Annotated in this window: 19 protein-coding genes and 1 other annotated feature; of the genes, 1 reads left to right on the forward strand and 18 read right to left on the reverse strand. The window is 40.4% G+C overall.

Annotated features, from left to right (window positions below; translation table 11 throughout):
- Positions 1-76 precede the first annotated feature (76 nt).
- The 18 genes from gpmI to G603_RS19875 form a co-directional block, all read right to left on the reverse strand.
- On the reverse strand, positions 77-1,624 hold the full coding sequence (gene gpmI / locus G603_RS0109400) for a 2,3-bisphosphoglycerate-independent phosphoglycerate mutase (RefSeq protein WP_026670071.1): 1,548 nt from the start codon (positions 1,622-1,624) through the stop codon (positions 77-79).
- 143 nt (positions 1,625-1,767) lie between these two features.
- Positions 1,768-2,652 carry a hypothetical protein gene (locus G603_RS0109405; RefSeq protein ID WP_026670072.1) on the reverse strand — a complete coding sequence of 295 codons (885 nt, stop codon included), beginning with the start codon at positions 2,650-2,652 and terminating at the stop codon, positions 1,768-1,770.
- 88 nt (positions 2,653-2,740) lie between these two features.
- The gene (locus tag G603_RS0109410; RefSeq protein ID WP_026670073.1) at positions 2,741-3,382 is read right to left on the reverse strand and encodes an RpiB/LacA/LacB family sugar-phosphate isomerase; all 642 of its coding nucleotides are present in this window, start codon (positions 3,380-3,382) and stop codon (positions 2,741-2,743) included.
- Between the two features lie 124 nt (positions 3,383-3,506).
- The gene (locus G603_RS0109415) at positions 3,507-4,466 is read right to left on the reverse strand and encodes an ROK family protein (RefSeq protein WP_026494756.1); all 960 of its coding nucleotides are present in this window, start codon (positions 4,464-4,466) and stop codon (positions 3,507-3,509) included.
- Entirely contained in the window at positions 4,466-7,600 is a 3,135-nt protein-coding gene (locus tag G603_RS0109420; RefSeq protein ID WP_026670074.1) for a sensor domain-containing diguanylate cyclase, read from the reverse strand. Before G603_RS0109420 ends, G603_RS0109415 begins: the two co-directional genes overlap by 1 nt.
- Before the next feature lie 152 nt (positions 7,601-7,752).
- Positions 7,753-8,406: a fructose-6-phosphate aldolase gene (gene fsa / locus G603_RS0109425; RefSeq protein ID WP_026494758.1), complete on the reverse strand. Its 654-nt coding sequence runs from the start codon at positions 8,404-8,406 to the stop codon at positions 7,753-7,755.
- A gap of 145 nt (positions 8,407-8,551) precedes the next feature.
- Positions 8,552-9,046, reverse strand: a complete 495-nt coding sequence (rnhA, locus tag G603_RS0109430; protein WP_026525716.1) for a ribonuclease HI — start codon at positions 9,044-9,046, stop codon at positions 8,552-8,554.
- Entirely contained in the window at positions 9,043-10,731 is a 1,689-nt protein-coding gene (locus G603_RS0109435) for a MutS-related protein (RefSeq protein WP_026670075.1), read from the reverse strand. Before G603_RS0109435 ends, rnhA begins: the two co-directional genes overlap by 4 nt.
- A 12-nt stretch (positions 10,732-10,743) precedes the next feature.
- Positions 10,744-12,051, reverse strand: a complete 1,308-nt coding sequence (locus G603_RS0109440; protein ID WP_026670076.1) for an amidohydrolase family protein — start codon at positions 12,049-12,051, stop codon at positions 10,744-10,746.
- 29 nt (positions 12,052-12,080) lie between these two features.
- A complete protein-coding gene (locus G603_RS0109445; protein ID WP_026670077.1) occupies positions 12,081-12,908 on the reverse strand; it encodes a purine-nucleoside phosphorylase in 828 nt (275 codons plus the stop codon).
- Positions 12,908-14,923, reverse strand: a complete 2,016-nt coding sequence (locus G603_RS19865; RefSeq protein ID WP_051207688.1) for a serine hydrolase domain-containing protein — start codon at positions 14,921-14,923, stop codon at positions 12,908-12,910. Before G603_RS19865 ends, G603_RS0109445 begins: the two co-directional genes overlap by 1 nt.
- A gap of 84 nt (positions 14,924-15,007) precedes the next feature.
- Entirely contained in the window at positions 15,008-16,888 is a 1,881-nt protein-coding gene (locus G603_RS0109455; RefSeq protein WP_026670078.1) for a heavy metal translocating P-type ATPase, read from the reverse strand.
- A gap of 98 nt (positions 16,889-16,986) precedes the next feature.
- A complete protein-coding gene (locus G603_RS0109460; protein WP_026525721.1) occupies positions 16,987-17,202 on the reverse strand; it encodes a cation transporter in 216 nt (71 codons plus the stop codon).
- A 99-nt stretch (positions 17,203-17,301) separates the two neighbouring features.
- Entirely contained in the window at positions 17,302-17,619 is a 318-nt protein-coding gene (locus G603_RS19870) for an ArsR/SmtB family transcription factor (RefSeq protein WP_051198087.1), read from the reverse strand.
- Between the two features lie 429 nt (positions 17,620-18,048).
- Positions 18,049-18,378 (reverse strand): type II toxin-antitoxin system RelE/ParE family toxin, encoded by a 330-nt coding sequence (locus G603_RS0109470; protein ID WP_026670079.1) that lies wholly within the window; start codon positions 18,376-18,378, stop codon positions 18,049-18,051.
- Positions 18,368-18,625: a type II toxin-antitoxin system Phd/YefM family antitoxin gene (locus G603_RS0109475; protein ID WP_026670080.1), complete on the reverse strand. Its 258-nt coding sequence runs from the start codon at positions 18,623-18,625 to the stop codon at positions 18,368-18,370. The genes G603_RS0109470 and G603_RS0109475 overlap by 11 nt, the downstream gene beginning before the upstream one ends.
- 333 nt (positions 18,626-18,958) lie before the next feature.
- Entirely contained in the window at positions 18,959-20,182 is a 1,224-nt protein-coding gene (gene tyrS / locus G603_RS0109480; protein ID WP_026670081.1) for a tyrosine--tRNA ligase, read from the reverse strand.
- Between the two features lie 59 nt (positions 20,183-20,241).
- Positions 20,242-20,546, reverse strand: a binding site (T-box leader).
- A 95-nt stretch (positions 20,547-20,641) separates the two neighbouring features.
- Positions 20,642-21,679 carry a DUF3089 domain-containing protein gene (locus G603_RS19875; RefSeq protein ID WP_051207690.1) on the reverse strand — a complete coding sequence of 346 codons (1,038 nt, stop codon included), beginning with the start codon at positions 21,677-21,679 and terminating at the stop codon, positions 20,642-20,644.
- A gap of 367 nt (positions 21,680-22,046) precedes the next feature.
- On the opposite strand from G603_RS19875, the gene G603_RS21500 reads away from it, so the two are divergent.
- On the forward strand, positions 22,047-23,105 hold the full coding sequence (locus G603_RS21500; RefSeq protein WP_026670082.1) for a fibronectin type III domain-containing protein: 1,059 nt from the start codon (positions 22,047-22,049) through the stop codon (positions 23,103-23,105).
- Positions 23,106-23,193 lie beyond the last annotated feature (88 nt).

The raw sequence follows: 23,193 nt of genomic DNA on the forward strand, positions 1-23,193 counted from the left end.
TACATGCAGTGAAAAAACAACTGTGCGGAAAATCCACACAGTTGTCTGTTTCACACGCCTTAATTTTTATTACGTTTTATTTTTTGATAAGAAGTGATTCTCCTGTCATCTCAGCAGGCTTCTCATAACCCATGCACTCAATAAGTGTAGGAATGATATCTGCAAGGCAGCCATTCTCCTTAAGAGTATAAGCAGGATCATAGTTAACCAGTATGAAAGGAACAGGATTGGTTGTATGAGCTGTCCAAGGCTCGCCTGTCGCATAATCGATCATCATATCTGCATTACCGTGATCAGCGCAGATGAACATTGTTCCGTTCTTAGCCTTAACTGCTTCTACGATCTTACCAACGCACTCATCAACTGTCTCAACAGCCTTAACTGCTGCAGGAATAACACCTGTATGACCAACCATGTCAGGATTAGCGAAGTTGGTAACTACAACATCATATTTATCTGAGTTAATAGCTTCAAGAACCTTCTCGCAAACTTCAGGTGCGCTCATCTGAGGCTTAAGATCATATGTTGCAACATCCTTAGGACTGTTTACAAGGATTCTGTCCTCGCCTTCGTTGGGTTCCTCAACACCACCGTTGAAGAAAAATGTAACGTGAGCATATTTCTCTGTCTCAGCGATACGAGCCTGCTTCATGCCCTTAGCTGCAAGCCACTCACCGAAGGTATTTGTAAGAAGAACCTTCTTGAATGCGATCTCCTTGTTAGGGATAAGCGGATCATAATCTGTGAAGCATACATAAGTAGTCTTGATGCGTGCTCCTCTGTCGAACTTATCAAATTCATCATCACAGAAGCAGTGAGTGATCTCTCTTGCTCTGTCAGGACGGAAGTTGAAGAAAATGATTGAATCATTGTCCTTGATTGTAGCAACAGGAGCGCCATCCTTCATGATAACTGTAGGAATAACGAACTCATCTGTCTTGCCATCTTTGTATGTCTGAACCATGCACTCGTGTGCGCTGTCAGCCTTGTTGCCCTCACCCTTTGTAAGTGCATCATAAGCGATCTTCACACGATCATAGTTGTTATCTCTGTCCATTGCATAGTATCTTCCGGAAATAGAAGCTACTTCGCCAACGCCAAGCTCCTTCATCTTATCCTCGAGCTGCTGAACGAAATCGATACCAGATTCCGGAGGTGTGTCACGTCCATCAAGGAAGCAGTGAACATATACCTTTGAAAGGCCGTTTCTCTTAGCAAGCTCAAGAAGTCCATAGATATGTGTAATGTGGCTGTGTACACCACCATCACTTACAAGACCGTACATGTGAAGAGCTGAATCATTTTTCTTGCAGTTATCGATTGCTGCCATAAGTCCTTCGTTTGTGAAGAAATCGCCATCCTCGATAGACTTTGTGATTCTTGTAAGCTCCTGATAAACGATGCGTCCAGCACCCATATTCATATGACCTACTTCGGAGTTACCCATCTGACCATCAGGAAGACCTACTGCAAGTCCGCTGGCGTTACCTCTTACACAAGGATAATCCTTCATAAGGCCGTCAAGAACCGGTGTATTAGCCATTGCAATGGCGTTGCCTTCCGGATTGTCGTTAATTCCGAATCCGTCCATAATAAGTAAAACTGTTGGTTTAGAACCCTGCATATTTTATGCCTCCATATAAATAATAAATTATATTAAATTTGCAATTTAACTGTTTCCACAAAGTAGTATACTGATAAACCGCTTATTTATCAAGTGAAATAGCCCTTTTATGTAGCTTTGGCCTCATTAAAAAAACATAAAAATCATTCAAAACTCTTTAGCTTATTTTCATATTTTGTAATTCTGTCCTGAATCTCTTTTATCTCTTCATCAGACATATGCTTTCTGTTATCGATAACATTGTATTCGATAACTTTTATCAGATTGGAATCTCCGCCTTCTCTTTTTTCCTTATCCTTCTGCAAAACCATATTAAGTGCATCAATTATAGTCCTATAGGAAAGCATATAAAGCCCCTTATCATCTTCCAAAAGCTCACCATCAATAGTGCTATCAGCAAAATAGGACAACTTATCCATGATAGTTTTCCTTGTTTTCGAAGTGGCATTATCCTCTTCATCAAGCAATACCGCTATTGCAGTAAGAACCAGCATATCAGACAGCTCACCATAAAGCTCGTCATTACTAAGAAAATCTGTGATAAGCTTATACTTTTTCTGTCTGCTCATCTTCTGGGGCATTCCAGCCATCATGGAATGGTCATAAGCATTTCTAATCTCAATGTCGGTTCTCATAAGCTCTGAAAAAGCAAATACTATAGCCTGCTTATCTTCTGTAGTTACGCCCTCTGTATCTTTTCCTCTAAGTAGCCCAAGCTTATCTAATGCAGCCATAAGAAACTGACCGGAATCGAGGGCTGCATGAATACAGTCCCTTGCAAAAATCGGATCATACTCATCAAGAGCACGTGATGCTATGCACATATTAGCAGCAAAAACAGATGTGGCACAAAGATCATATTCTACGCTTCCATCCTCGTCCTGCTGATCAAATGCTTTTTCCATAGCATCTCTAAGTTCCTGTGCCAAAGCATCATTTCTTTCATCAGAAAACTCAAGCTCATATAAACCATAGGTTACAGCCAAGTCTTCTTCGCTTTTTCTTCTTAATTCCAATAAATCTTTCATTTTTACTCCCATTTTTCGCAAAGAAAAAGCCCCACAAATGTACGCTTTGGCGCAAGCATCTGCGAGGCTTTGTTTTCAGGAAATATTATTATTTCATAAGCTCGTTAACGTACTTTTTAATTTTATCATCCTTTGCGTTAGCATTAAAGTACTCCAGGAAATGTTCGCCTGAAAGAGCACCCTTAACAAGGTCCTGATCAAGCTTTGAAAGAATCTCAGTAAGATCCTGAACATAAGTCACCTTCTTAACTTCATCAAGAATCTTCTTATTTCTCTGCTCCGGAACAGCTCTTTCTCTGGGATATCCCTGGCCGCTGGGCTCGCAGAAAAGCTTCTCGAAAATATACTCAAGATTGAGGTCTCCGCCCCATCCATAACCCTTAGCAAAAGGAAGTGAAATAGCATTGCCGTCATTTATCTGTGCAAAGGTGTAAGCATCAAGGGCATCTTCTACATGTCCGCAGATAACGCCGGGAAAGCTGTTAAGTGCAAGCATTGCACCTTCACCTGTGCCGCATCCTGTGATCACATAATCAACAGCGCCTGAATTAAGCAAAACTGCTGCAAGAATACCATTCTGTACATAAGTGAGCTGAGCTTCATCCTCTGCAGAATACATACCGTAATTAAAAACCTCAAAGCCGTAGCCGTCAGCCACCTTCTTAAGTGCGTTATATATAACCTGGTTTTTAGCAGCCTGACTGTTCTCATTGATAAGACCGATCTTCATAAAAAAATAACCTCCCAAATATTAAAGTATTTGCAAGGTTATTTTATCTCTAAATATTCATTTATTCTATATCACTTGGCCATTAGTATTGTTTTTTCAACATTTTTGGCATTAAAAGCTGTAGTTAATTATCCTCTATCATGGCAAGAGCGCCGTAGATATTTGAATCATCACCAAGAGCGGCTTTTTTAAGCTCTACAGTGTTTCTGATGGAAGGCATGCAGTAACGATCTACCTCTGCTAAGATCTTCTCCATGAAGAAATCTCCAACAGCTTCCATTACACCACCGCCGTAAACCACGATGTCAGGGCTTATGGTATTTATCATATTGCCTGTTGCAATTGCAAGATAATGGCATGCTCTGTCAACAGCTTCAAGAGTAACGGGGTCTCCTGCTGCAATGGCTTTTTTCAGATTCTTACTCTTAAATACGCCATTTTCTATGGTGTCTGCCAGCATGTTCTTTCTGCCTCTGTTTGTCTGCTGCATGATATAGGCACTCATGCCCTTTTTACTTGAAAATGCTTCAAGACAGCCCCTCTGACCGCATCCGCAAAGAGGTCCCTCGGGATCAAGGATCATGTGTCCGTACTCAGCAGCCTTATACTTATTTCCTGTAAAAAGCTTGCCATCAAGGATAAGTCCGCCGCCCATGCCTGTTCCTACAAAGAAACCGACTACGTTCTTATAACCCTTGGCAACGCCGTACTTGTACTCACCAAGAACGCCCACATTAACATCATTTCCGATATAAAAAGGAATTCCTACTTCTTTCTCTATGGAAGATTTGATGTCATAATTCTGCCATGGAAGATTAGGGGATGTAAGGACGATACCTGCACCCTGATCGATTACACCCGGAGCGCCTGCTGCTATTGCCTTAATCTTGGACTTCTTAATATCAGAATCCTTGATCATGTCGTTAACGACACTTATGATGACTTTCTCGATATTATTTACATCATCGCCCATTTCCTTAGTCTTCTTTTTAAGGCGATACACGATTTCTTTCTTTTCATTGAAAATCGCGCCAAGTATCTTAGTTCCCCCAATATCAAGGCAAATGTTATAAGTATCTCCCATTACTTATCCTCCTTTTGTTCTGACTTAATATACTGTCCGTAGTTGTTTCTGCCGCTTTCCTTAACTTTGTAGAGTGCCTTATCGGCATTCTGATATAACGAGTTATAATTAGTACCATCATCAGGACAAAGAGCATATCCTATAGACATAGTATACGTCACTTTTTGTCCTTTGTATTCAAATGATTTATCCATTGTAGAAAAATCACTTAGAATTTTATCAACTTCAGGCTGAGTTTTATTCCTTATTATTACCATGAACTCATCTCCGCCTATTCGTGCAGGATAGCTGTCATCTCCCATGTACTTCTTCATTCTCTCAGAAGCATCCTGAAGGACCTTATCACCACAGTCATGTCCGTAGTTATCATTAAACTGTTTGAAGAAATCAAGATCAAGAAGCACCATTGCGAAATTCTGCGTTTCAGGATCGTTCATGATATCCTCAACTACCCTTGTTATGGTCATTCTGTTGAACAGTCCTGTGAGAACATCCCTCTCCGCAAGATTTCTGATGGTCTCATTGGTGCGCTTAAACTCATCAACGTCATAAGTGAGGATATATACATGAATATTGTCACCATCACGATTTTTCCTGATCTGGTAGCAGGCGTTCTGATATCTTGGCTTATCACTTGCACCGGTTCTCTGGAGATATACGATTTTTCCTGAAATATTACCTTTCTCATACTCGGCAATAAGTCTGTCCTTGTCATAGAACTCGTACATCTTATCCCTGTCTTCTTCAATGACCTGTGAAAATACCATGCTTTTTATCACTTCACCAAAAGGAAGTGAGATATATCCGGTTTCACCAAAGTCACTGATAAGACCGCTTTGTCCAAGATGCATATATATAGTCTGATCATCCGTAAGAGAAGCCTCCAGGAAAAACGTATTCCTGATAAACTGTTCAAAGGATCCATAACCAAGGGTATCGGTAAAGGCATCACTGGCAAGAAGCAGGTATATAGGATCACTTGGCATATCATAATATTCACTGCCACTCTGACTTATTTCAGGAAGCTTTCTCATACGCTCTGCATCGATACTTCTTGAGCACATAAGAAACATCTTGCTGCCTTCGGAAATAATAGGAACTATGAGGTACATAAGCCAGTTGTACTCTCCGTTAACATCTATTGTTCTAAAGTAATCCGTCAAATGGTCAGTGCCAAATTCCGCAAGTCGTTCATCGAGTGTACTGCAATCGAAAAATGAAATAAAGGCGGTTCTGTCTTCATTGTAAATGGCTTCATTGGCAAACTTTACAATTGCCTCTGAGTATTTACAATCAGACAGAGAAACACCATATTTTGTCTTATTCTCATAGATTATATCGAATTCATCCGTATCTATCTGCGTTCTTGCAATTCTCGTATATAACGGATACAAAAATCTCAGAGAATTGTTAAGCTTTGCCGCTCTGGTCTCAGGATCATTTTTCGTCAAAGTCTCAATTGTTGCAATCAAGGCAGCTTTGCCTACGCTGTCATCAATGATTTTTCTGAGCATAATCCTGTGGAAACCTTTGCCTGTAACAAATTCCATAGCATGGATTTCATCATCTTTAGATGAATTACGGGCAAGATCTCGTAGCTGCTTTGAGAATGGATTTAGCTTGTCGTTAAATACCATTTCAACATTATAAAGACCATCAATAAACATGTCTGAAATGACCTCGTCAAAGCCGCGACTGGTCATCAGTATCCTGAACTTCCTTCCGTTAAATACCATAATAGCAAGCGGAAGCTGATTCAGATATGTAAATTCGTCCTCATGATTAGAATTTCTGTTCTCAATGGGTGTCTGAGAAAGAATATTAACTTTACCGATTTCACGATAAAAATCTCTCTCTTCAAAGGTCTCATATTCGTATGGATAAATACCCTCATCGTAATAATCTATAGGCTTTGCTTCTGAATAAAGATGTCCCTGGGTCTTCTCGCAGCCGGTCTGCTTAAGGAACTCCAAAACCTCCTCATCCTCAACGGCGCCCATCATTGTGGTCATGCCAAGCTCCTTCGAAAGATTAAGGATGTTTTTCAGAATAATTCTTGATGTCAGGTCATTATTGAATCCGGAAAGGAAATTACTATTAATCTTGATGGTATCAAAAGGCATATCTCTGATAGCCTGAAGCGCAGAATACTCACTTCCGAAATCATCAAATACTATGTGGAAACCATTTTCTTTAAATTTTTCCAGTTCTTTCTGTATGCCCTTTTTGTCTCTGGTTATTTCAGCTTCACTTATCTCAATCTGGATCAGGTCATTTGTCAGATTATTTTTCTCCAGTTCCTCCTTAAACAGTTCCAGTACATCTATAAGGAGAAAATCGAGTTTTGTGAGATTAATCGAAACAGGAACCGGCTCCATTCCTCTGTCGATAACAGTTCTCTGATCCTTACATACCTGTCTTATAACATATTCATCAAGTAAATGAATCTTTCTTGCATTCTCAAGAACTGGTACAAAATCGTAAGGCAAAAGGAATCCATACTCATCGTTTTTCCACCTGGCAAGTGCTTCCAAACCGCATACTTTTCCTGATAATGTGTGGAATATGGGCTGATAGTAAACCACTATTTCTCCGTTTTTAAGAGCATCCTCCAAATGGTGCACAACATAGTGCTGCATAAGGATTTTCTCATCCACATCATTTTTGTCAAAAATTGAAATTTCGGATTCGTTCTTTTCACAAAGATCACATGCAATCTTTGCGTTCTCCACTATTTCGAGACCGTTTCTGTCATCGGGATTGATAGCATATATACCGGCTTTTATTTCCATTCCGGTATGAATATATACTTCATCAAAATCCATTCGAATCTTCTTAATGAAGCGCTCTATATCATCTATATCTGTGAAAACAACGAACTGATCGTCCTCGAATTTCCCGACTAGATCAACGGGGAAGCAATTCTTTATCTTATTAGCCACAAAGAGCAGAACTTCATACCCTTCGTCAAAGCCATTTCTCATGTAATATGAATCAAAACCTTTAATACTGAAAAATACACAGCAAAAAGAAGCAGCAAAATCACCATTTTCTGCTTTTTCGTTAATAGCATTGATTAGTGAATCTTTTAGGTATAGGTCTGTGATCAACCACTTGTTAGTATCTTTTTCCACGTCGATACCTGCCTGGTCCTTTATTCATATTACTAATTAATGTTATCAAAATACAAAATATAAAACTATAAAAAATCCGAAATGTTATAGAAAAATTATAGAATTTTAAGAAAAAAGGCTGCCTAAAAAAGGCAGCCCTGAATCACTTTATATTATTCACCGAAAACGGCTTTGTAATCCTTCTGGAACTTTTCAATTCCTGCTGTTGTAAGAGGGTGATTAACCATCTGTGCGATTACAGCATAAGGAACTGTAGCAATGTGAGCACCTGCAAGTGCACAGTCTGTTACGTGCATAGGATGACGAACTGAAGCAGCGATGATCTCTGTATCAATACCGTGTAAGTCAAAGATCTGAGCAACCTCAGAAATAAGGTCTGTACCTCTTGTGCTGATATCATCAAGTCTTCCAAGGAAAGGACTTACGAAAGCAGCGCCTGCTCTTGCAGCAAGAAGTGCCTGGTTAGCTGTGAAAATAAGAGTCATATTGATCTTGATGCCCTCAGCTGAAAGTGTGTGGCAAGCCTTAAGACCTTCCTCTGTCATAGGAATCTTAACAACCATGTTAGGGTGAATCTTAGCAATCTCACGTCCCTCAGCAATCATGCCCTCAGCATCAACTGTTGTAGCCTTAACCTCACCACTGATAGGTCCGTCAACGATAGATGCGATCTCAGCAACTACCTGCTTGAAATCTCTGCCTTCCTTTGCGATAAGGGAAGGGTTTGTGGTAACACCGCAAATAACGCCCATATCGTTGGCTTTCTTGATGTCTTCTACATTAGCAGTATCCAAAAAGAATTTCATAATACACTCCTGTCCGCTTAAGAACGACTTAAGCTTAAACAACTATAAGATTTTTTCATACATTGAAAATAATAGCATAGATGAATCTAATTTCAAACGTAAATATGCCCTTTTAATATTAAAAATTGCTTTTACTACATTTTGTTCAATAATTGCGTAAATCTCCGCCATCATCATGTAAAAGCGTCGATGGATCGCCGTCTGCCGCTGTTGTTGCAAGGCTGTCGCACCTCTCGTTTTCAGGATGTCCGTCATGCCCCTTAACCCAGTGCCATGTCACATTATGTTTTTCGACCGCACTAAGAAGTCTCTTCCAAAGCTCAACGTTTTTAACAGCTTTACCGTCTGATTTTTTCCAGCCCTTTTTGATCCAGCTGTCTATCCAGTGCTCATTAAAGGCACTTATCACATATTTAGAATCAGAAAAAAGGTCCACATCGCAGGGCTTGTTAAGAGCCTCTAACCCCATAATGGCGCCCATAAGCTCCATTCTGTTATTGGTGGTCTTATCGTAGCCTGCGCTTATCTCCTTTTCATGGAGCTGACCCTTAGCATCAATAAACTGAAGTACTGTGCCGTATCCGCCAGGGCCGTCCGGATTCCCTCTTGCTGAACCATCTGAATAAATAGTTACTTTCATTTACACCTCTTCCAAATTCCTTCTTTGTCAAAATACTCTGCCATTGCTTCCGCATCCTTAACTATGGACTTATCATAGCCTATTGATTCAAGGAGCTTTATGGCATTCCTTGTGGTGGCAGGTCCTGTGCGTATCCGATAGTCAAAAATAACATCTCCGCCTGTCATATCACCTTCAAAATGATAGATATCATATTTATCAGCCAAAATACCGCACAGCTCACCGTCATGGGTAGCTGCAAAGCAGAAAACACCTTCCTTTGTAAAATAATCAAGAACCATTGAAGATGCGGCGATTCGCTCTGTAGTATTGGTGCCCCTTAGCACCTCATCCACAAAGCAAAGAACCGGGGCAGCTTCTTTATCTCTAGCTGCATCAATCACGCGCTTTAAGGATTTTATCTCTGCCATGTAATAGCTGTCGCCAAGATTAAGGTCGTCACGCAGTGCCATTGAGCTATAGATCCGATACAGTTTTCCTCTATATGCAGAAGCTGTACATGTATGGATAGTCTGTGCAAATATGCTGTTTATGGCGCTCATTTTAAGGAATGTTGATTTTCCCGAAGCATTTGATCCGGTAAGAAGAAGTCCTCTTTTCAGTGTGATTGAATTAGGCACTGGACTCTCAAGAAGAGGATGATATCCTTCTTCTATCCTGTATTCTTCATCTGATACAAATTCAGGTGTGCAATACTTACCATCAAGGGAAGCTCTGTAATAACAGATGGATAACACTGCATCCATCTTACCCATCAGTGTAATAAGTCTGTCCACGCTGTCCTTATTGGGTTCAAGCTTATCGAACATTCTTCCAAACTTTATAAGGTCCACATGAGTGATCATTCTCACATAATCAGCAAGAATATCAAGGGGATTACCACTGCCTGTCCTTCCGGCACCTGATATAACGATCCAGGAATTCCTCGAAAAGCCGCTTAACGTAGCCGTAAGGCTTCTTAGCTCTTCAGTTTCCCTGGAAAAGGCTTCGCTTTTTTCATCAGCTATTTCATTTGCCCATCTGATGAGCCTGCATATATACGCAAAGGTCACAAGATATGGTTCGATCTGTGCTTTTATCCTGAAATAGGTCACGATGTTATAGCTGACAATTACAAGAAGCGCTATAAAGCCTACAGTAAATCCAAAGAACGACATATAAATAATTGCTGCCGCCATAAGGAAAAGCGCCAGATAATGCGGCACTGCAGATATCCTCTTTGCTCCGTTTAAAAGATCCAGGTAATCGTATATAGAATATTTTCCGGATTTACCGATTTTTCGAAAAACAGATTTTAATCTGATACGTTCTGATTCATTAGACTTAAGAGTATCAAGCTCCTGCTCAAGCTCAGAAAAGTCATCTGTATAAACAGGATTCCTTAGCATATAGTAAAGATACTCTTCTCCGGAGGATGACTCGCAGTAATTAATTCTGTCGAAAACTTCATCCATGGAAAGATCAGAGAAAGTGATATCATCCACAAAGTACGTACCCTTGTGCTTTTCATGATATCCGCCTATATGCGAATTTTTGGACAAAAGCCTTTTGTCAGGCCTTTGTCCAAACTCTTTTTTAAACTTATTACAAAACTTTTTCTCTTCCGCCCTTGCGTTCCTTAGTCCAAATAAGGAAAGGACAAACAGAAATGCGCAAATGCCAAGCAAAAAATAAACTCCGTTCATTAAATTCCCCAATTATAATTCTTTATCTATTCTGCTCTTGATCTCATTTGCCTTAGCATAAATCTCTTCAGGAGCTATTCCGATATTGTATTCGCCCTTTTCATAACGGATTATTCCGCCGATCATGGTGAGAACAACATTTGAATTGCTTCCGCTGTAAACAATGTTCTTGCAAATATTGTTTATGGGCTGCATATTGGGTTGATTAAGATCGATCATGATAACGTCAGCCTTCTTGCCCTCTTCAAGAACGTCACAGTCATTAAGTCCCATTGCGTGTGCGCCGTTTACGGTGGCCATCTTAAGGACTTCCATGGCATCAATACAGGAAGCATCGTTCTCCTTAAGCTTTCCAAGTCCTGTTACAAGGAACATCTCGCGGAACATATTGAGGCAGTTGTTGCTGGCAGGTCCATCTGTTCCAATAGCAACAGGAATACCTCTTTTCAGGTAATCATTTATAGGTGCAATTCCGCTGGCAAGCTTGGTGTTGGAGCCGGGATTGGTAACTGCGAACATATTTCTCTTCTTAAGGATTTCCATATCCTTCTCATCTGTATGAACAAGGTGATATCCGCCACCGCCATATTCAAACATTGAAAGACTGTCGAGGAACTGCAAAGGGCTCATGCCGTAGCGTCCCTTGCACTCCTCTGTTTCAGGAGCAGTCTCGGAAATATGTGTATAAACTGGTGCCTTATACTTATGAGCAAGCTCTGCTATTTTCTCAAGGAGCTCCTTTGAGCAGGTGTATTCTGCATGGAATCCGATCATGTATGAGTTATATGGATCTTTTCCATTAAGCTCGTTGTAGCACTTTTCAACCAGCTCAACCGACTGACTGAAATTGTTTACAGCGCCAACCTGTACGCATCTCATTCCGGCATCTCTGCAGGCATCCGCTATGGATTCGGGAGTAAGGTACATATCAAAAATTGATGTGATACCGCCGTCAAGGTACTCCAGAATCGCCAGCTGAGTAAGATAATAGATATCCTCTGCAGTCATTTTTGCTTCCACAGGGAAAACCTGATTGTTCAGCCACTGCGCAAGGGGTAGATCATCTGCTCTTGAACGAAGCAGAGTCATTGCAGAGTGAGTGTGTGCATTTTTAAATCCGGGCATAAGGAGATTGCCCTTACAGTCTATCTCTCTGTCAAATACAAGCATTGCATCGGGGTGATCCTTGTAGTAACCCTCTATCTGAGACGTGGTGTCACAGTAGATGATCTTGTCGTCATTTGTCCAAAGCTCACCATCAAATATGTCCTGTCCATCCTTCATAGAAAGGATTCTGGCATTGTAAAAACGGATTCTCATTTTGCACCTCTTTATAGTTTAATTTTTGATTAGAATTTCTTAATGCAGTCCGTAACAAGCTTTTCGAATAATTTCCCTGACTTATCAGCAGCCTTCTGTACATCCTCATGGGAAAGAGGATCGCCCATTCCTGCTGCAAGATTACTGATGCAGGAAATTGCACAGATTCTCATACCCATATGATTACCAACGATAGCTTCTACAACGGTACTCATACCAACAGCATCCACGCCGAGAGTTCTGAGCATTCTGATCTCAGCAGGTGATTCAAAGGAAGGACCTGTAAGCTGTGCATAAACTCCTTCATGGAGATAAATCTTATCCTCGATTGCTGTATCCTTTACAATCTTCATAAGGTCTTTATCATATACATTACTCATGTCCGGGAATCTTGTGCCAAACTGATCCACATTGGGACCAATAAGCGGGTTCGGTGCAAAAACAGAAACATGATCTGTAAGGAGCATGAAGTCTCCTGCATTAAAGCTATAGTTGATACCACCTGATGCATTTGTAAGGAAAAGAATCTCTGCACCAAGCATTTTCATTACTCTTGTAGGAAGTACAACATCGCTAATATCATAGCCTTCGTAGTAGTGAACGCGACCCTTCATGCATACTACAGGTGTCTCTCCCACATATCCGAAAATAAATCTTCCATCATGTCCGGGAACTGTAGAAACAGGGAATCCCGGAATCTCTGAGTAAGGAATCTCACATTTTATATCAATCTGACTTGCATAATTTCCAAGGCCTGAACCAAGTGTAAGAGCTACCTTCGGCTTAAAATCCGTAACCTTTCTTATTGCTTCTACGCATCCATTTACCTTTTCAAAAACTTCTTTAGCTGTAGCCATTAGTCATCCTCCGTTATCGCTTCATTTTCTGAACTGATACTATTTTCATCAGTATTTATATAATACCCTAAATCCTGTGAAATTCCCACAGCATCCCGCAATTTGCCATGGAGCTTGGGACGAACTGTATCTCTTATTGCAAGGGTAAGGGCATCTATAGCTCCGTAATCATTTATAAAGCTTACGAAAATTCCGGTTATTCCCTTAATCTGTTCAAGGCTTCCAAACTGATCAAGGATTCCAAAAAGCATTCCGCTTCCGGGTATCTCATCGAACCTTATTCCTATGTTGTCAGGGGCAGCAGGCCTGTTCTTATCAAAACAGATACCATGCTGAAGGGGTTCTCTTTTTCCAAAGTAAATATTCATTACTCTGGTGGTTGAGTCTTCAACAAAATAGAACTCATTTCTAAGAACGGGTCTGTTGTACTCATCTGTAGAAAACTCTGAAATCACTGAAAGCCTGTAGCTCTCGCCGTGCTCATCCACATCTGTGTAAGTAGGGTTCTCTCTGGAGCAGCACTTAAGCTTTATCTCCTTTTCGCCTTCCTTGATGATCATGTAAAAGGCATCGCTTCTGTCATCATACTCAAAGCCTATACTTGAGATTCCATCTGTATAGTTATTGTGCATTACCTGCATAAGAAGCGGCATAACGCCAACACCCTTATCGTCCATATCATAGATGCATCCATTCAGGCATTTTTTCAAAATCCTCTCAAAGCCCTGTTCGCTATCACCCTGGAGCTTTTGCTCTCTGCTCAAAGGTACGTTTCTGTAATGTCTCTTTGATGAACCCTTTGTCATAACAAGCTTTCTGTTTTTAAAGCCATGGTTATAAATAAGAGCATTTTTAAATTTCTTTCCTTCTGCTTCAAGGATAAAGTCATTAAGCTTTTTCTGGGCTGCAAGAGTTTTCTCATCCACTTCTATGGCAGCATCCGATACCTTTATTTCTGCCATCTCGCCTCTTATGATCCTTGACATATTACCTGCCTGGAAAAGATCGTCATTTCCTGCATTTGTAACGATGATCATATTAAGGTCAGGATAGCAGTATACATTCTGTCCCAGCATTCCGTTGAAGGTATAAGCCCCTTCCCTGTCAGCACCTGTCCAAAGCTGATAGCCGTATCCCGGTGATGATTCGTTTTTCGTCTCAACCTGAGGCTTTGTTGCTTCCAATACCCATTCCTCAGGTAAAATCTGCTTTCCGTCATACATGCCCTTATTAAGATAGAGGATTCCAAGCTTTGCCATATCCTCAATGCGCATAAACATACCCCAGCCGCCCTTGGTAATATTCTGCGGACAGGTCTCCCAGAACACTCTTTTGATTCCAAGGGGGTCGAAAAGTCTTGGTTTTAAATATTCAAGCATGCTCTCCCCTGTCAGCTCAGTGACTATGGCTGAAAGCATATATGAGTTCATGGAATTATATTCAAAGACAGAACCTGGCGCATTTTTCTGCTGAGCTTCAAGAAAAAGCTTACGCCAGTCATTTCCTGAAATCGCACCTGATTCATTAAAAGATACACCGCTTGTCATGGTCAGCAGGTGTCTAACGGTCATACCGTTTGAGAACACAAGCTGTAGCGGATTTTTCCTTCTACTGAAAATATCCGCTACCTTGTCATCAAGTTTAAGTTTTCCTTCTGTAACAAGGAAGCCGATTGCCATCCCTGTTACGCTTTTGCACATGGAGTGTGTCACATGCCACACATCCTTTTCGAAAGGTGATGCACAAAACTCGCCTATTACATGCCCATTTCTGATTGCCATCACTTTATGTATGTGGCAACTGTTATTGCAATAGAGCTTTTCAAATAAACCAAGAAGAAAAGCTGAATCAACTCCCATTTCTTCAGGTGTTGACCTTGGAAGAAATGTCTCTCCCTCATTATCCTCAGGAAAAAGAGGCTTTTGCGGAGAGTACTCTACGTTACTGATTTCACCGGTCTTGTGACCGATAAGCTTCATAAGTAACTTTAAAATATCACGTTCCTGCTTAGCCATATTTTGACTCCTATCCCATTTAGTCCCGCAGGAAATGAGTCAGTAAAGCTATTTGATCCATTTTTCCTAAATACCCGCGGGCTTTTAGTCCTCAAGGGCTCTCATGGAATTAAGAATGGCAATTACCGCAACACCTACATCACCAAATACCGCAAGCCACATGGTCGCAATTCCAAGCGCTCCGAGAACAAGAATCAGTAGTTTTACAAAAAGGGCGAATACGATATTCTGCTTAACTATTCTGAGAGTCTTTCTGGCAATTCTAATGACATCGGATATCTTCCTGATATCGTCGTCCATAAGAACTATGTCAGCTGCCTCGATGGCAGCGTCGGAACCAAGGGATCCCATTGCAATACCTACATCTGCTCTCATCAAAACAGGTGCATCATTTATTCCATCTCCCACAAATGCAACCTTATTAGAAGCATCATTCAGGAGTTCTTCAACCCTTTCTACCTTATCAGCAGGCAAAAGCTCGTAGTACACTTTATCAATACCAATCTCTGATGCAACGCTCTCTGCTGTCTTCTTACTGTCACCAGTTAGCATTACAACTCTTGATACTCCCGATGTCTTAACATCTGAAATAGCTTTCGCCGCACCTTCTTTTATTGTATCAGATATTATGATGCATCCAAGATATTTTTTATCTTTGGCGATATATACTATGGTTCCTGGCTCAGTGGTTTCATCTGCTTCTATGCCATTTTCAGACATAAGCTTGAAGTTACCTGCAAAATACTCATCGCCTTCATACTTTGCACTTATTCCAAGTCCCGCATATTCCTTAACATCAGTTACCTTTGAAAGCTCCGGCTTAGCAGAAAACTTTTCTTCGTAAGCTTCCTGAATAGACTTTGCGATTGGATGATTTGAAAATCCTTCCAGGTGAGCTGCCATTTTAAGAAGCTGCTCTTCATCGATATTTGCGGAAGGATTTACAGCTATTGTTTTAACCTTGAATTCACCCTTTGTGATGGTTCCAGTCTTATCCATAACAAGGGTATTTACATTGGCAATGGCTTCAAGGTAGTTACTTCCCTTAACAAGAATACCCTTCTTGGAGCTTGCTCCGATTCCTCCAAAGAATCCAAGAGGAACTGAAATAACCAGTGCACAGGGGCAGGATACTATAAGGAAAATACATGCTCTTTTTATTGAATCCGAAAATGGCATAAGACCAAGAATCGGAGGGATAAGTGCAAGAAGTACAGCGCCGAATGTTACAACAGGTGTGTAATATCTTGCAAACCTGGTGATGAAGTTCTCCATCCTGGATTTCTTGTTGCTGGCATTCTCAACGAGCTCAAGGATCTTCGCAACTGTAGAATCTTCGTACTTCTTTGTAGTCTTAATTCTAAGAACGCTGTCCTTATTTACACATCCGCTGATTATATCAGCACCTTCAGTAATTCTTCTGGGTACGGATTCACCTGTAATGGATGAAGTATCAATGAACGAATCACCTTCCACAACAATACCGTCTACAGGAATCTTTTCACCGGGCTTAATAACCAGAATGCTTCCAATCTCTACATCAGAAGGGTCAACCTCCTCGATTTCTCCTGCTTCATTTTCAAGATTTGCATACTCAGGAGCGATGCTCATCATATCAGCTATAGACTTTCTTGATTTTCCAACAGCGTAGCTCTGGAAAAGCTCACCGATCTGATAGAACAGCATAACTGCCACAGCTTCTGAATATTCGCCTATTCCGAAAGCACCAAAGGTAGCGATCATCATAAGGAAGTTTTCATCAAAAACCTGTCCGTGAGATATATTTATTGCTGCTTTTCTAAGAACGTCATATCCGATTACAAGATAAGGTATAAGGAAAATCACAAATACCGCCACCTTTGGAAGGCTGTCCATAAGTCCTGTGTGCTCACATACAAGAAGTATTGCAAACACTATAAGTACAGCAATTATTCTGTTTCTGGTTTTTTTCATTTTCTTAGTCATAACATATCTCCGGTCCTGTGTCTTTTTTTAATCTTCCTTTGGCATTTCCAATAAAGGTCGAAAATATAGTGTAGATAGTTACAGTGGTTATCTATTAATCAGATTTCAATTTCACAGTCAGGCTCAACCTTCTTGCAGGCCTTAACAGCTTCCTTAAGAACTGTGTCATAAACATCATCTGCAGCTTCAAGTGTGAGCTTCTGAGTCATAAAATTAACTCTGGCATCCACAACACCATCAAGCTTCTTGATGGCATCCTCCATCTTTGCTGCACAGTTAGCACAATCAACTTCACATTTGTAGGTCTTTTTCATAGTTCATTTCTCCTTCTTGATTTAAATATTTTTGCGGAGGTGATCTCCGATATGTTAACTGATTCATCTATCATTCGGGTTGATTAAGTATTAAATTAATCATCCTTCTTCGATGTGTTCTCGTCCCATGGCGATTATGGTTCTTACATGTTCATCTGCCAGGGCGTAATACATTTGCTTTCCATCTCGTCTGCTTCTTACCAGCTTATTCACTTTAAGTATCTTAAGCTGGTGTGATACCGCCGACTGAGTCATACGAAGTTTATCAGCAAGATCATTCACACAGAACTCATCTGCAAAAAGCGCAAACAATATTTTAATTCTGGTGGAATCACCAAAGACCTTAAACAGTTCAGCAAGGTCATACATCTCTTCCTCATTTGGAAGTTCGTCGAATTTGCAGCTATAGTGTTCCATTTGCCCTCCTTACTCTTTATTAATCATCAGCACAAACTGTCATTCTTTCAAATTACTTATGTTATGTTGTGTTTTATTTCAAGTATGATTATGTTTTATATTTACATATGAATATTTGTTCATATGTATGATTATAAATTACTACTCTTTATTCCTTATGTCAACATTTTATTGAGTTTTCATTGAGAATTTTAATGAATATTATGTTAAATCACTTCTTTTGATCAGAAGCAAGAATACTTACGTCTAAGAAAAAATACTATGTCAGAATCCGAACATATAAGAAATCTGGCGGAGAAAAGATATATACTCCAAGTGGAGCAAATCTAAGAGTGTAAAGGTTAAATAAAACGGTAAAATCGGAGGTGTTCAATATGAGCATCTCCGATTTTTAGATATATTATGTGCTATATAGCAAGGGCTGTGGTGTCATAAATCCTTCAAAATCTTATCCTGATCACGTTTACCATAAACCACTCTAAGAACGACAACCCTTGCATTTTCATCGTCAATAATGTAGTAGGCAATGTAGTTATCAACAAGGAATCTGCGAACATCATCACGCTTTAAGAAAGGATTCTCGACAGGTCGCCCTGTTTTGGGATTCTTGCATATTTCTTCAAGCTTATCTTCAAGAGTATCTGCAAATGCAGCCGCTGCATCTGGATTTGCTAAATCATCGTCGATATACGAAAGGGTCTCATCGATATCAGCTTCTGCAATTTCGGTAAAATCGTAATCATATCCTTCAAAGACCATGTTTTTTCCTCAGCTTCTTCAAAGATTTCCTTCCATCGACAGTCCGGCCGTTCTCGTAGTCTGAAATACCCTTGTTGACAAGAGAAGCCTCATCAATCTTTCTCATAGTACGTTCATAATAATCTATATCCATCACAACAAGCCGGCCATATCCATTTTTGGTAACAAAGACAGGCTCATTTGATTCAGCACATCTGCGTTCTATTTCTACAGTGTTTTTTAAATCTCTCATTGGAACTATCTGCATAACGTGCACCTCCTTTGTGACTAAATTATATACCAAGTATAGCCACAAAACAATATAAGAAAATCATTGCCATATAAGATAGCAGACTGTATATTCAAAAAAGGATGTAGCCAATCTGACCACATCCTTCATGAACCTAAATTATCATAGGATTTCCTTATTTACAGAAAAAATATCAAAGTCTCGCGTATACCAAAAAGAATAGGTATTTATGGAGAGATACTGACTCCGCTTTACCGAAATGATTAAGGGTCGGCATATTGCCGGCCCCAATATCACATATCTACTATATTCAAATATCCGGTAAATCAAGCTCGCCGCCTGAATCATTTATTACAGTGTAACCTTCTTGAAGGACTTCTTGCCCTTCTTAACCATTATGCCTTCACCTGCGAAGGTATCCTTTGTGTAAGTGGTCTTAAAGTCTGTTACCTTCTCGTCGTTGAACATAACACCGCCCTGCTGAACTGCTCTTCTAGCTTCGCTTCTTGTAGGGCAAAGACCTGAGCTTACAAGAACCTGAAGGATGTCAACTACGCCATCTCTAAAGTCCTCTTCCTTAAGTGCAACAGCGGGAACGTTTGCAAGATCTCCGCCACCTGCGAAAAGTGCTCTTGCAGCGTCCTGTGCTTTCTGTGCTTCTTCTTTTCCATGAACAAGCTCTGTAAGCTCGAATGCAAGGATTTCCTTCTTCTCGTTGATTCTGGAATCCTCCCACTTCTCCATCTCCTCGATTTCTTCGATGGGAAGGAAAGTGAGCATCTTAAGGCACTTATCAACATCGGCATCGCCAACGTTTCTCCAGTACTGGTAAAAATCGTAAGGTGTTGTCTTCTTGGGATCAAGCCATACAGCGTTACCTGCTGTCTTACCCATCTTCTTACCCTGAGAATCTGTAAGAAGTGTGATGGTCATTGCGTGAGCGTCCTTGCCGAGCTTTCTTCTAATAAGTTCTGTACCGCCGAGCATGTTGCTCCACTGGTCGTCACCACCAAACTCTAAATTACAATCGTACTTCTGGAACATGTAATAGAAGTCGTAGGACTGCATGATCATGTAGTTAAACTCAAGGAATGAAAGTCCCTTCTCCATACGCTGCTTGTAGCACTCTGCTCTAAGCATGTTGTTTACTGAGAAGCAAGCTCCAACCTCTCTTAAAAGATCAATGTAGTTAAGGTCAAGAAGCCAGTCAGCGTTGTTAAGCATGATAGCCTTGCCTTCGCCAAAGTCGATGAACTTCTCCATCTGACGCTTGAAGCACTCAGCATTGTGATCGATATCTTCTCTTGTGAGCATCTTTCTCATGTCGGTTCTTCCTGAAGGATCACCGATCATGGTTGTACCACCGCCGATAAGAGCGATGGGCTTATTTCCAGCCATCTGAAGTCTCTTCATAAGTGTAAGTGCCATGAAGTGACCGGCTGTTAAGCTGTCTGCTGTACAGTCAAAGCCGATGTAGAATGTAGCCTTTCCTGCGTTTACGAGATCTCTGATCTGCTCTTCATCTGTTACCTGAGCGATAAGACCTCTTCTTTTGAGTTCCTCATAGATTTGCATTGTTTTGCCTCCTTTTACTTAGGCTGCGAAAAAAAAGTCCTCCGCAACCAATTACAGTTACGAAGGACGAAAAATTCGTGTTACCACCTTCATTCACATGTAGCTCACGCTGCATGCCTCAGCAAGTACTCCGCTCATGCTAGATCATAATTTATTAGGATAAACAAAGCATCTAAAAATCTGCATTTACTTCATACTCTTCCGACTAACGCTCGGTTCTCGTCATGGCTTACTAGATAAGTTTCATCATTCTTCCATGCAGCTCCCGGAGGTATTCATTCAAAGTCCGTGTCCGCGCCTCTCACCAAACGGCTGCTCTCTGTGGCCGGTACAATGAACTACTTGTTCCGTTCAAAGCCTTTAAATAATAATTATCTATATTTTATCTGTGATGTCAAGTCAATTCTGTGCGCTCCCATGCAATTGAATTGCCAAGTATTCCCGCTTAATGTCCTAAGCTCAAGCTGCATCAAGGGCAGCTATTTTCTGTAAAAATGCATCTGTTCTCTTCTGAACATTTTCCTGGAGATTAACAAAAAACAGGAAGTTGTCATATAGGTGCAAACATCCTTCAGGGAAAATTGAAAGTACAGGTGGATATTCCTCTGTATTTATCCCTGTTACCACAAGACTGCCTCTTTCAGGGTCAATGTATGCTCCATACTTTCCCTTTTCTACAGAAGTAATGGCACCGGTTTTACTATCCTGTGTTACAGATCCTTTATTAAGAGACTTGTCAGCCTTGGTGCTGTCTGTTTTCCAGTTAAGCGGATTTATGGAAATGCCCTTAGAACCTGCAGGCATAAACATCGAGTCTGTTACTGTTCCGTCCTCACAGTCAAAGCTAACAACTACGCCTGTGTCTGTCTCGCCCTTGGCAGGAACTATCTGAGGATATTTACTTATCATATCTTCTGTCATGTACCATCCAATAGCATAGACAGCAATAAGATTTTCTCTAAGACTTACGGCTCTTTCCGAGTCACCTCCGTAATATTCCTGAAGAATTCTGTAGCACATATCAGCTCCCTGGGAAAAACCTGCAATAATCAATGGTCTGCCATTATTTTTATGCTCTATGTAATACTTGAAGGCTGCGGAAATATCTACATAAGCATTACTCAAGGCCTTTTCTCTTTCTGCTGCATCAGAGAGTCCGTAAACATTCATGGATGCCTGTCTGTAATATGGCGCATATATCCTGCATGTATATGCATAAATAGCCTGCTGCTGATTCATGGCATTTCTGAATATCTTTTTATATCCCGGGGTGATCTGGGAGTTGTACTGACTAAGAGTATCCACCGTAGGTGCGACTATAAAAACATCGACTTCATTCTCGGGATATGCCCCGTCGTAGAGCCAGTTCTCAGTCTTGGAATAATCAAGAGAGCTTGTAAAGCCTGCAACAGCGGATGCCTTTGTAGCATTAAAAGGACTAAAGACAGTAAAAGCTATAACTATAAAAGATGTGACGAAAGAAACTATTCTCCTCATAAAATGCCTCCTTTCAGATATATTCATTTTACTGTAAACCGCTTATCCACATTCTTAAATATCTATAAAATCAATCATATAAGATTCAAAAGTAATTATTGTTCCTTACTGATGATCCGGATCGCTTCTTTTTCCATCACTTACAACTCTCCTTACCGGGTTTATGTTATATAATCCTTATTTCTGAGAAAAACATATACAATGTCACTTCCTGCAATAATTAATTAATTATTAATATTATTAAATTTTTATTAATTTTTCCTTGACGATAGACCTATTATACGTTTTAATAGATAGCGTACTATAAATAGGAAAACATTTTGAAGAAAATAGTTTTCGAAGGAAAGTTAATGGAGGAAAAGGGGTAATGAAGAAAGAACTCAAAACCTTGTCACGTTTAGTTTTATACGTGGCAGCATTTTTACTCGTGTTTGGTCTTCGTGCTACATCTGCTAAAGCTTACACCACTATAACACAAACAGCACAAACACAGAATTCAGTAACAATTAACTGGAATGCGATTGGAAGTAAGGACATAACAATCAAATCTTTATATCTTGGTTATGCAGAGGATTCTAAAACTGCCTCAAGCAATGCTTTAGCACGACAGATTCCCATCGCTAACACAAATGCTACAAGCTATGTTTTTAATGGATTAAAGCCCGGAACAAAATATGAAGTATATCTTTATTGCGATTATTCAAGGACAGTTCGAAAATACAATAGTAAAACAAGAAGATATGAAAGTACTATTGAAAACAAAACTGCTGTACTTCAGGATTCCGCAACCATTAAAACCACTCCCGGTCAGGTAACAGGTCTTAACCAGCTTCGTTGGTACCGTTTCATCGAAGAGCTTGACATTGGTTGGGATAGACAGACCGCTGCTGATGGTTATGAATACCTGTTCCAGAATCACAAGGGCAAGACAATTGATTCAGGAATAACAACAGGCACAGGCTTCTCAGAGAAAATCAAGAACTATGTCGTTTATAAGGCACAGGTTCGTTCTTATGCAACCATCAATGGTGTTACATACTATGGTGACTGGAGCCCGACTGCATTCTTCTTTACACAGCCCTCAAAGGGAGCAAGAGATGCTGTAGTTGGTGCTAAGATCAGCGGTTCCAAGCTCAAGGTTTCATGGAAGAAGATGGACGGTGTTTCAGGCTATAACGTATATGTATCTGATAAAGCTAATTCCGGCTATAAGAAGGTTAAGAGCGTAAAAGCAAACAAGGGCTCTGTAACAGTTAGCAAGTATGGCAAGAAGAAGTTCAAGAAGAACAAGACATACTACGTATATGTTCAGGCTTACAAGAAAGTAAATGGCCAGACCTTCACAACAGGTGTTAACTACATAACAGTACTTAAGAGAAACAGCACCTCTTATATCTATTCTAATTCAGATGGCAGTTACAAGTAATTCTGATTTCCTGCGGCTAAAACTGCAAAATCATGTATTGCAAACGAACATAAACATCGCCCGGATGAATTTCATCCGGGCGGTATTT

Source organism: Butyrivibrio sp. AE3006, from assembly GCF_000424165.1.
In the GTDB taxonomy this organism is placed as follows: domain Bacteria; phylum Bacillota; class Clostridia; order Lachnospirales; family Lachnospiraceae; genus Butyrivibrio.

Bases quoted from the DNA above. Each gene is read 5' to 3' on its own strand.
- gpmI (WP_026670071.1), bottom strand. From the start codon at position 1,624: ATGCAGGGTTCTAAACCAACAGTTTTACTTATTATGGACGGATTCGGA.
- G603_RS0109405 (WP_026670072.1), bottom strand. From the start codon at position 2,652: ATGAAAGATTTATTGGAATTAAGAAGAAAAAGCGAAGAAGACTTGGCT.
- G603_RS0109410 (WP_026670073.1), bottom strand. From the start codon at position 3,382: ATGAAGATCGGTCTTATCAATGAGAACAGTCAGGCTGCTAAAAACCAG.
- G603_RS0109415 (WP_026494756.1), bottom strand. From the start codon at position 4,466: ATGGGAGATACTTATAACATTTGCCTTGATATTGGGGGAACTAAGATA.
- fsa (WP_026494758.1), bottom strand. From the start codon at position 8,406: ATGAAATTCTTTTTGGATACTGCTAATGTAGAAGACATCAAGAAAGCC.
- rnhA (WP_026525716.1), bottom strand. From the start codon at position 9,046: ATGAAAGTAACTATTTATTCAGATGGTTCAGCAAGAGGGAATCCGGAC.
- G603_RS0109435 (WP_026670075.1), bottom strand. From the start codon at position 10,731: ATGAACGGAGTTTATTTTTTGCTTGGCATTTGCGCATTTCTGTTTGTC.
- G603_RS0109440 (WP_026670076.1), bottom strand. From the start codon at position 12,051: ATGAGAATCCGTTTTTACAATGCCAGAATCCTTTCTATGAAGGATGGA.
- G603_RS0109445 (WP_026670077.1), bottom strand. From the start codon at position 12,908: ATGGCTACAGCTAAAGAAGTTTTTGAAAAGGTAAATGGATGCGTAGAA.
- G603_RS19865 (WP_051207688.1), bottom strand. From the start codon at position 14,923: ATGGCTAAGCAGGAACGTGATATTTTAAAGTTACTTATGAAGCTTATC.
- G603_RS0109455 (WP_026670078.1), bottom strand. From the start codon at position 16,888: ATGACTAAGAAAATGAAAAAAACCAGAAACAGAATAATTGCTGTACTT.
- G603_RS0109460 (WP_026525721.1), bottom strand. From the start codon at position 17,202: ATGAAAAAGACCTACAAATGTGAAGTTGATTGTGCTAACTGTGCAGCA.
- G603_RS19870 (WP_051198087.1), bottom strand. From the start codon at position 17,619: ATGGAACACTATAGCTGCAAATTCGACGAACTTCCAAATGAGGAAGAG.
- G603_RS0109470 (WP_026670079.1), bottom strand. From the start codon at position 18,378: ATGGTCTTTGAAGGATATGATTACGATTTTACCGAAATTGCAGAAGCT.
- G603_RS0109475 (WP_026670080.1), bottom strand. From the start codon at position 18,625: ATGCAGATAGTTCCAATGAGAGATTTAAAAAACACTGTAGAAATAGAA.
- tyrS (WP_026670081.1), bottom strand. From the start codon at position 20,182: ATGCAAATCTATGAGGAACTCAAAAGAAGAGGTCTTATCGCTCAGGTA.
- G603_RS19875 (WP_051207690.1), bottom strand. From the start codon at position 21,679: ATGAGGAGAATAGTTTCTTTCGTCACATCTTTTATAGTTATAGCTTTT.
- G603_RS21500 (WP_026670082.1), top strand. From the start codon at position 22,047: ATGAAGAAAGAACTCAAAACCTTGTCACGTTTAGTTTTATACGTGGCA.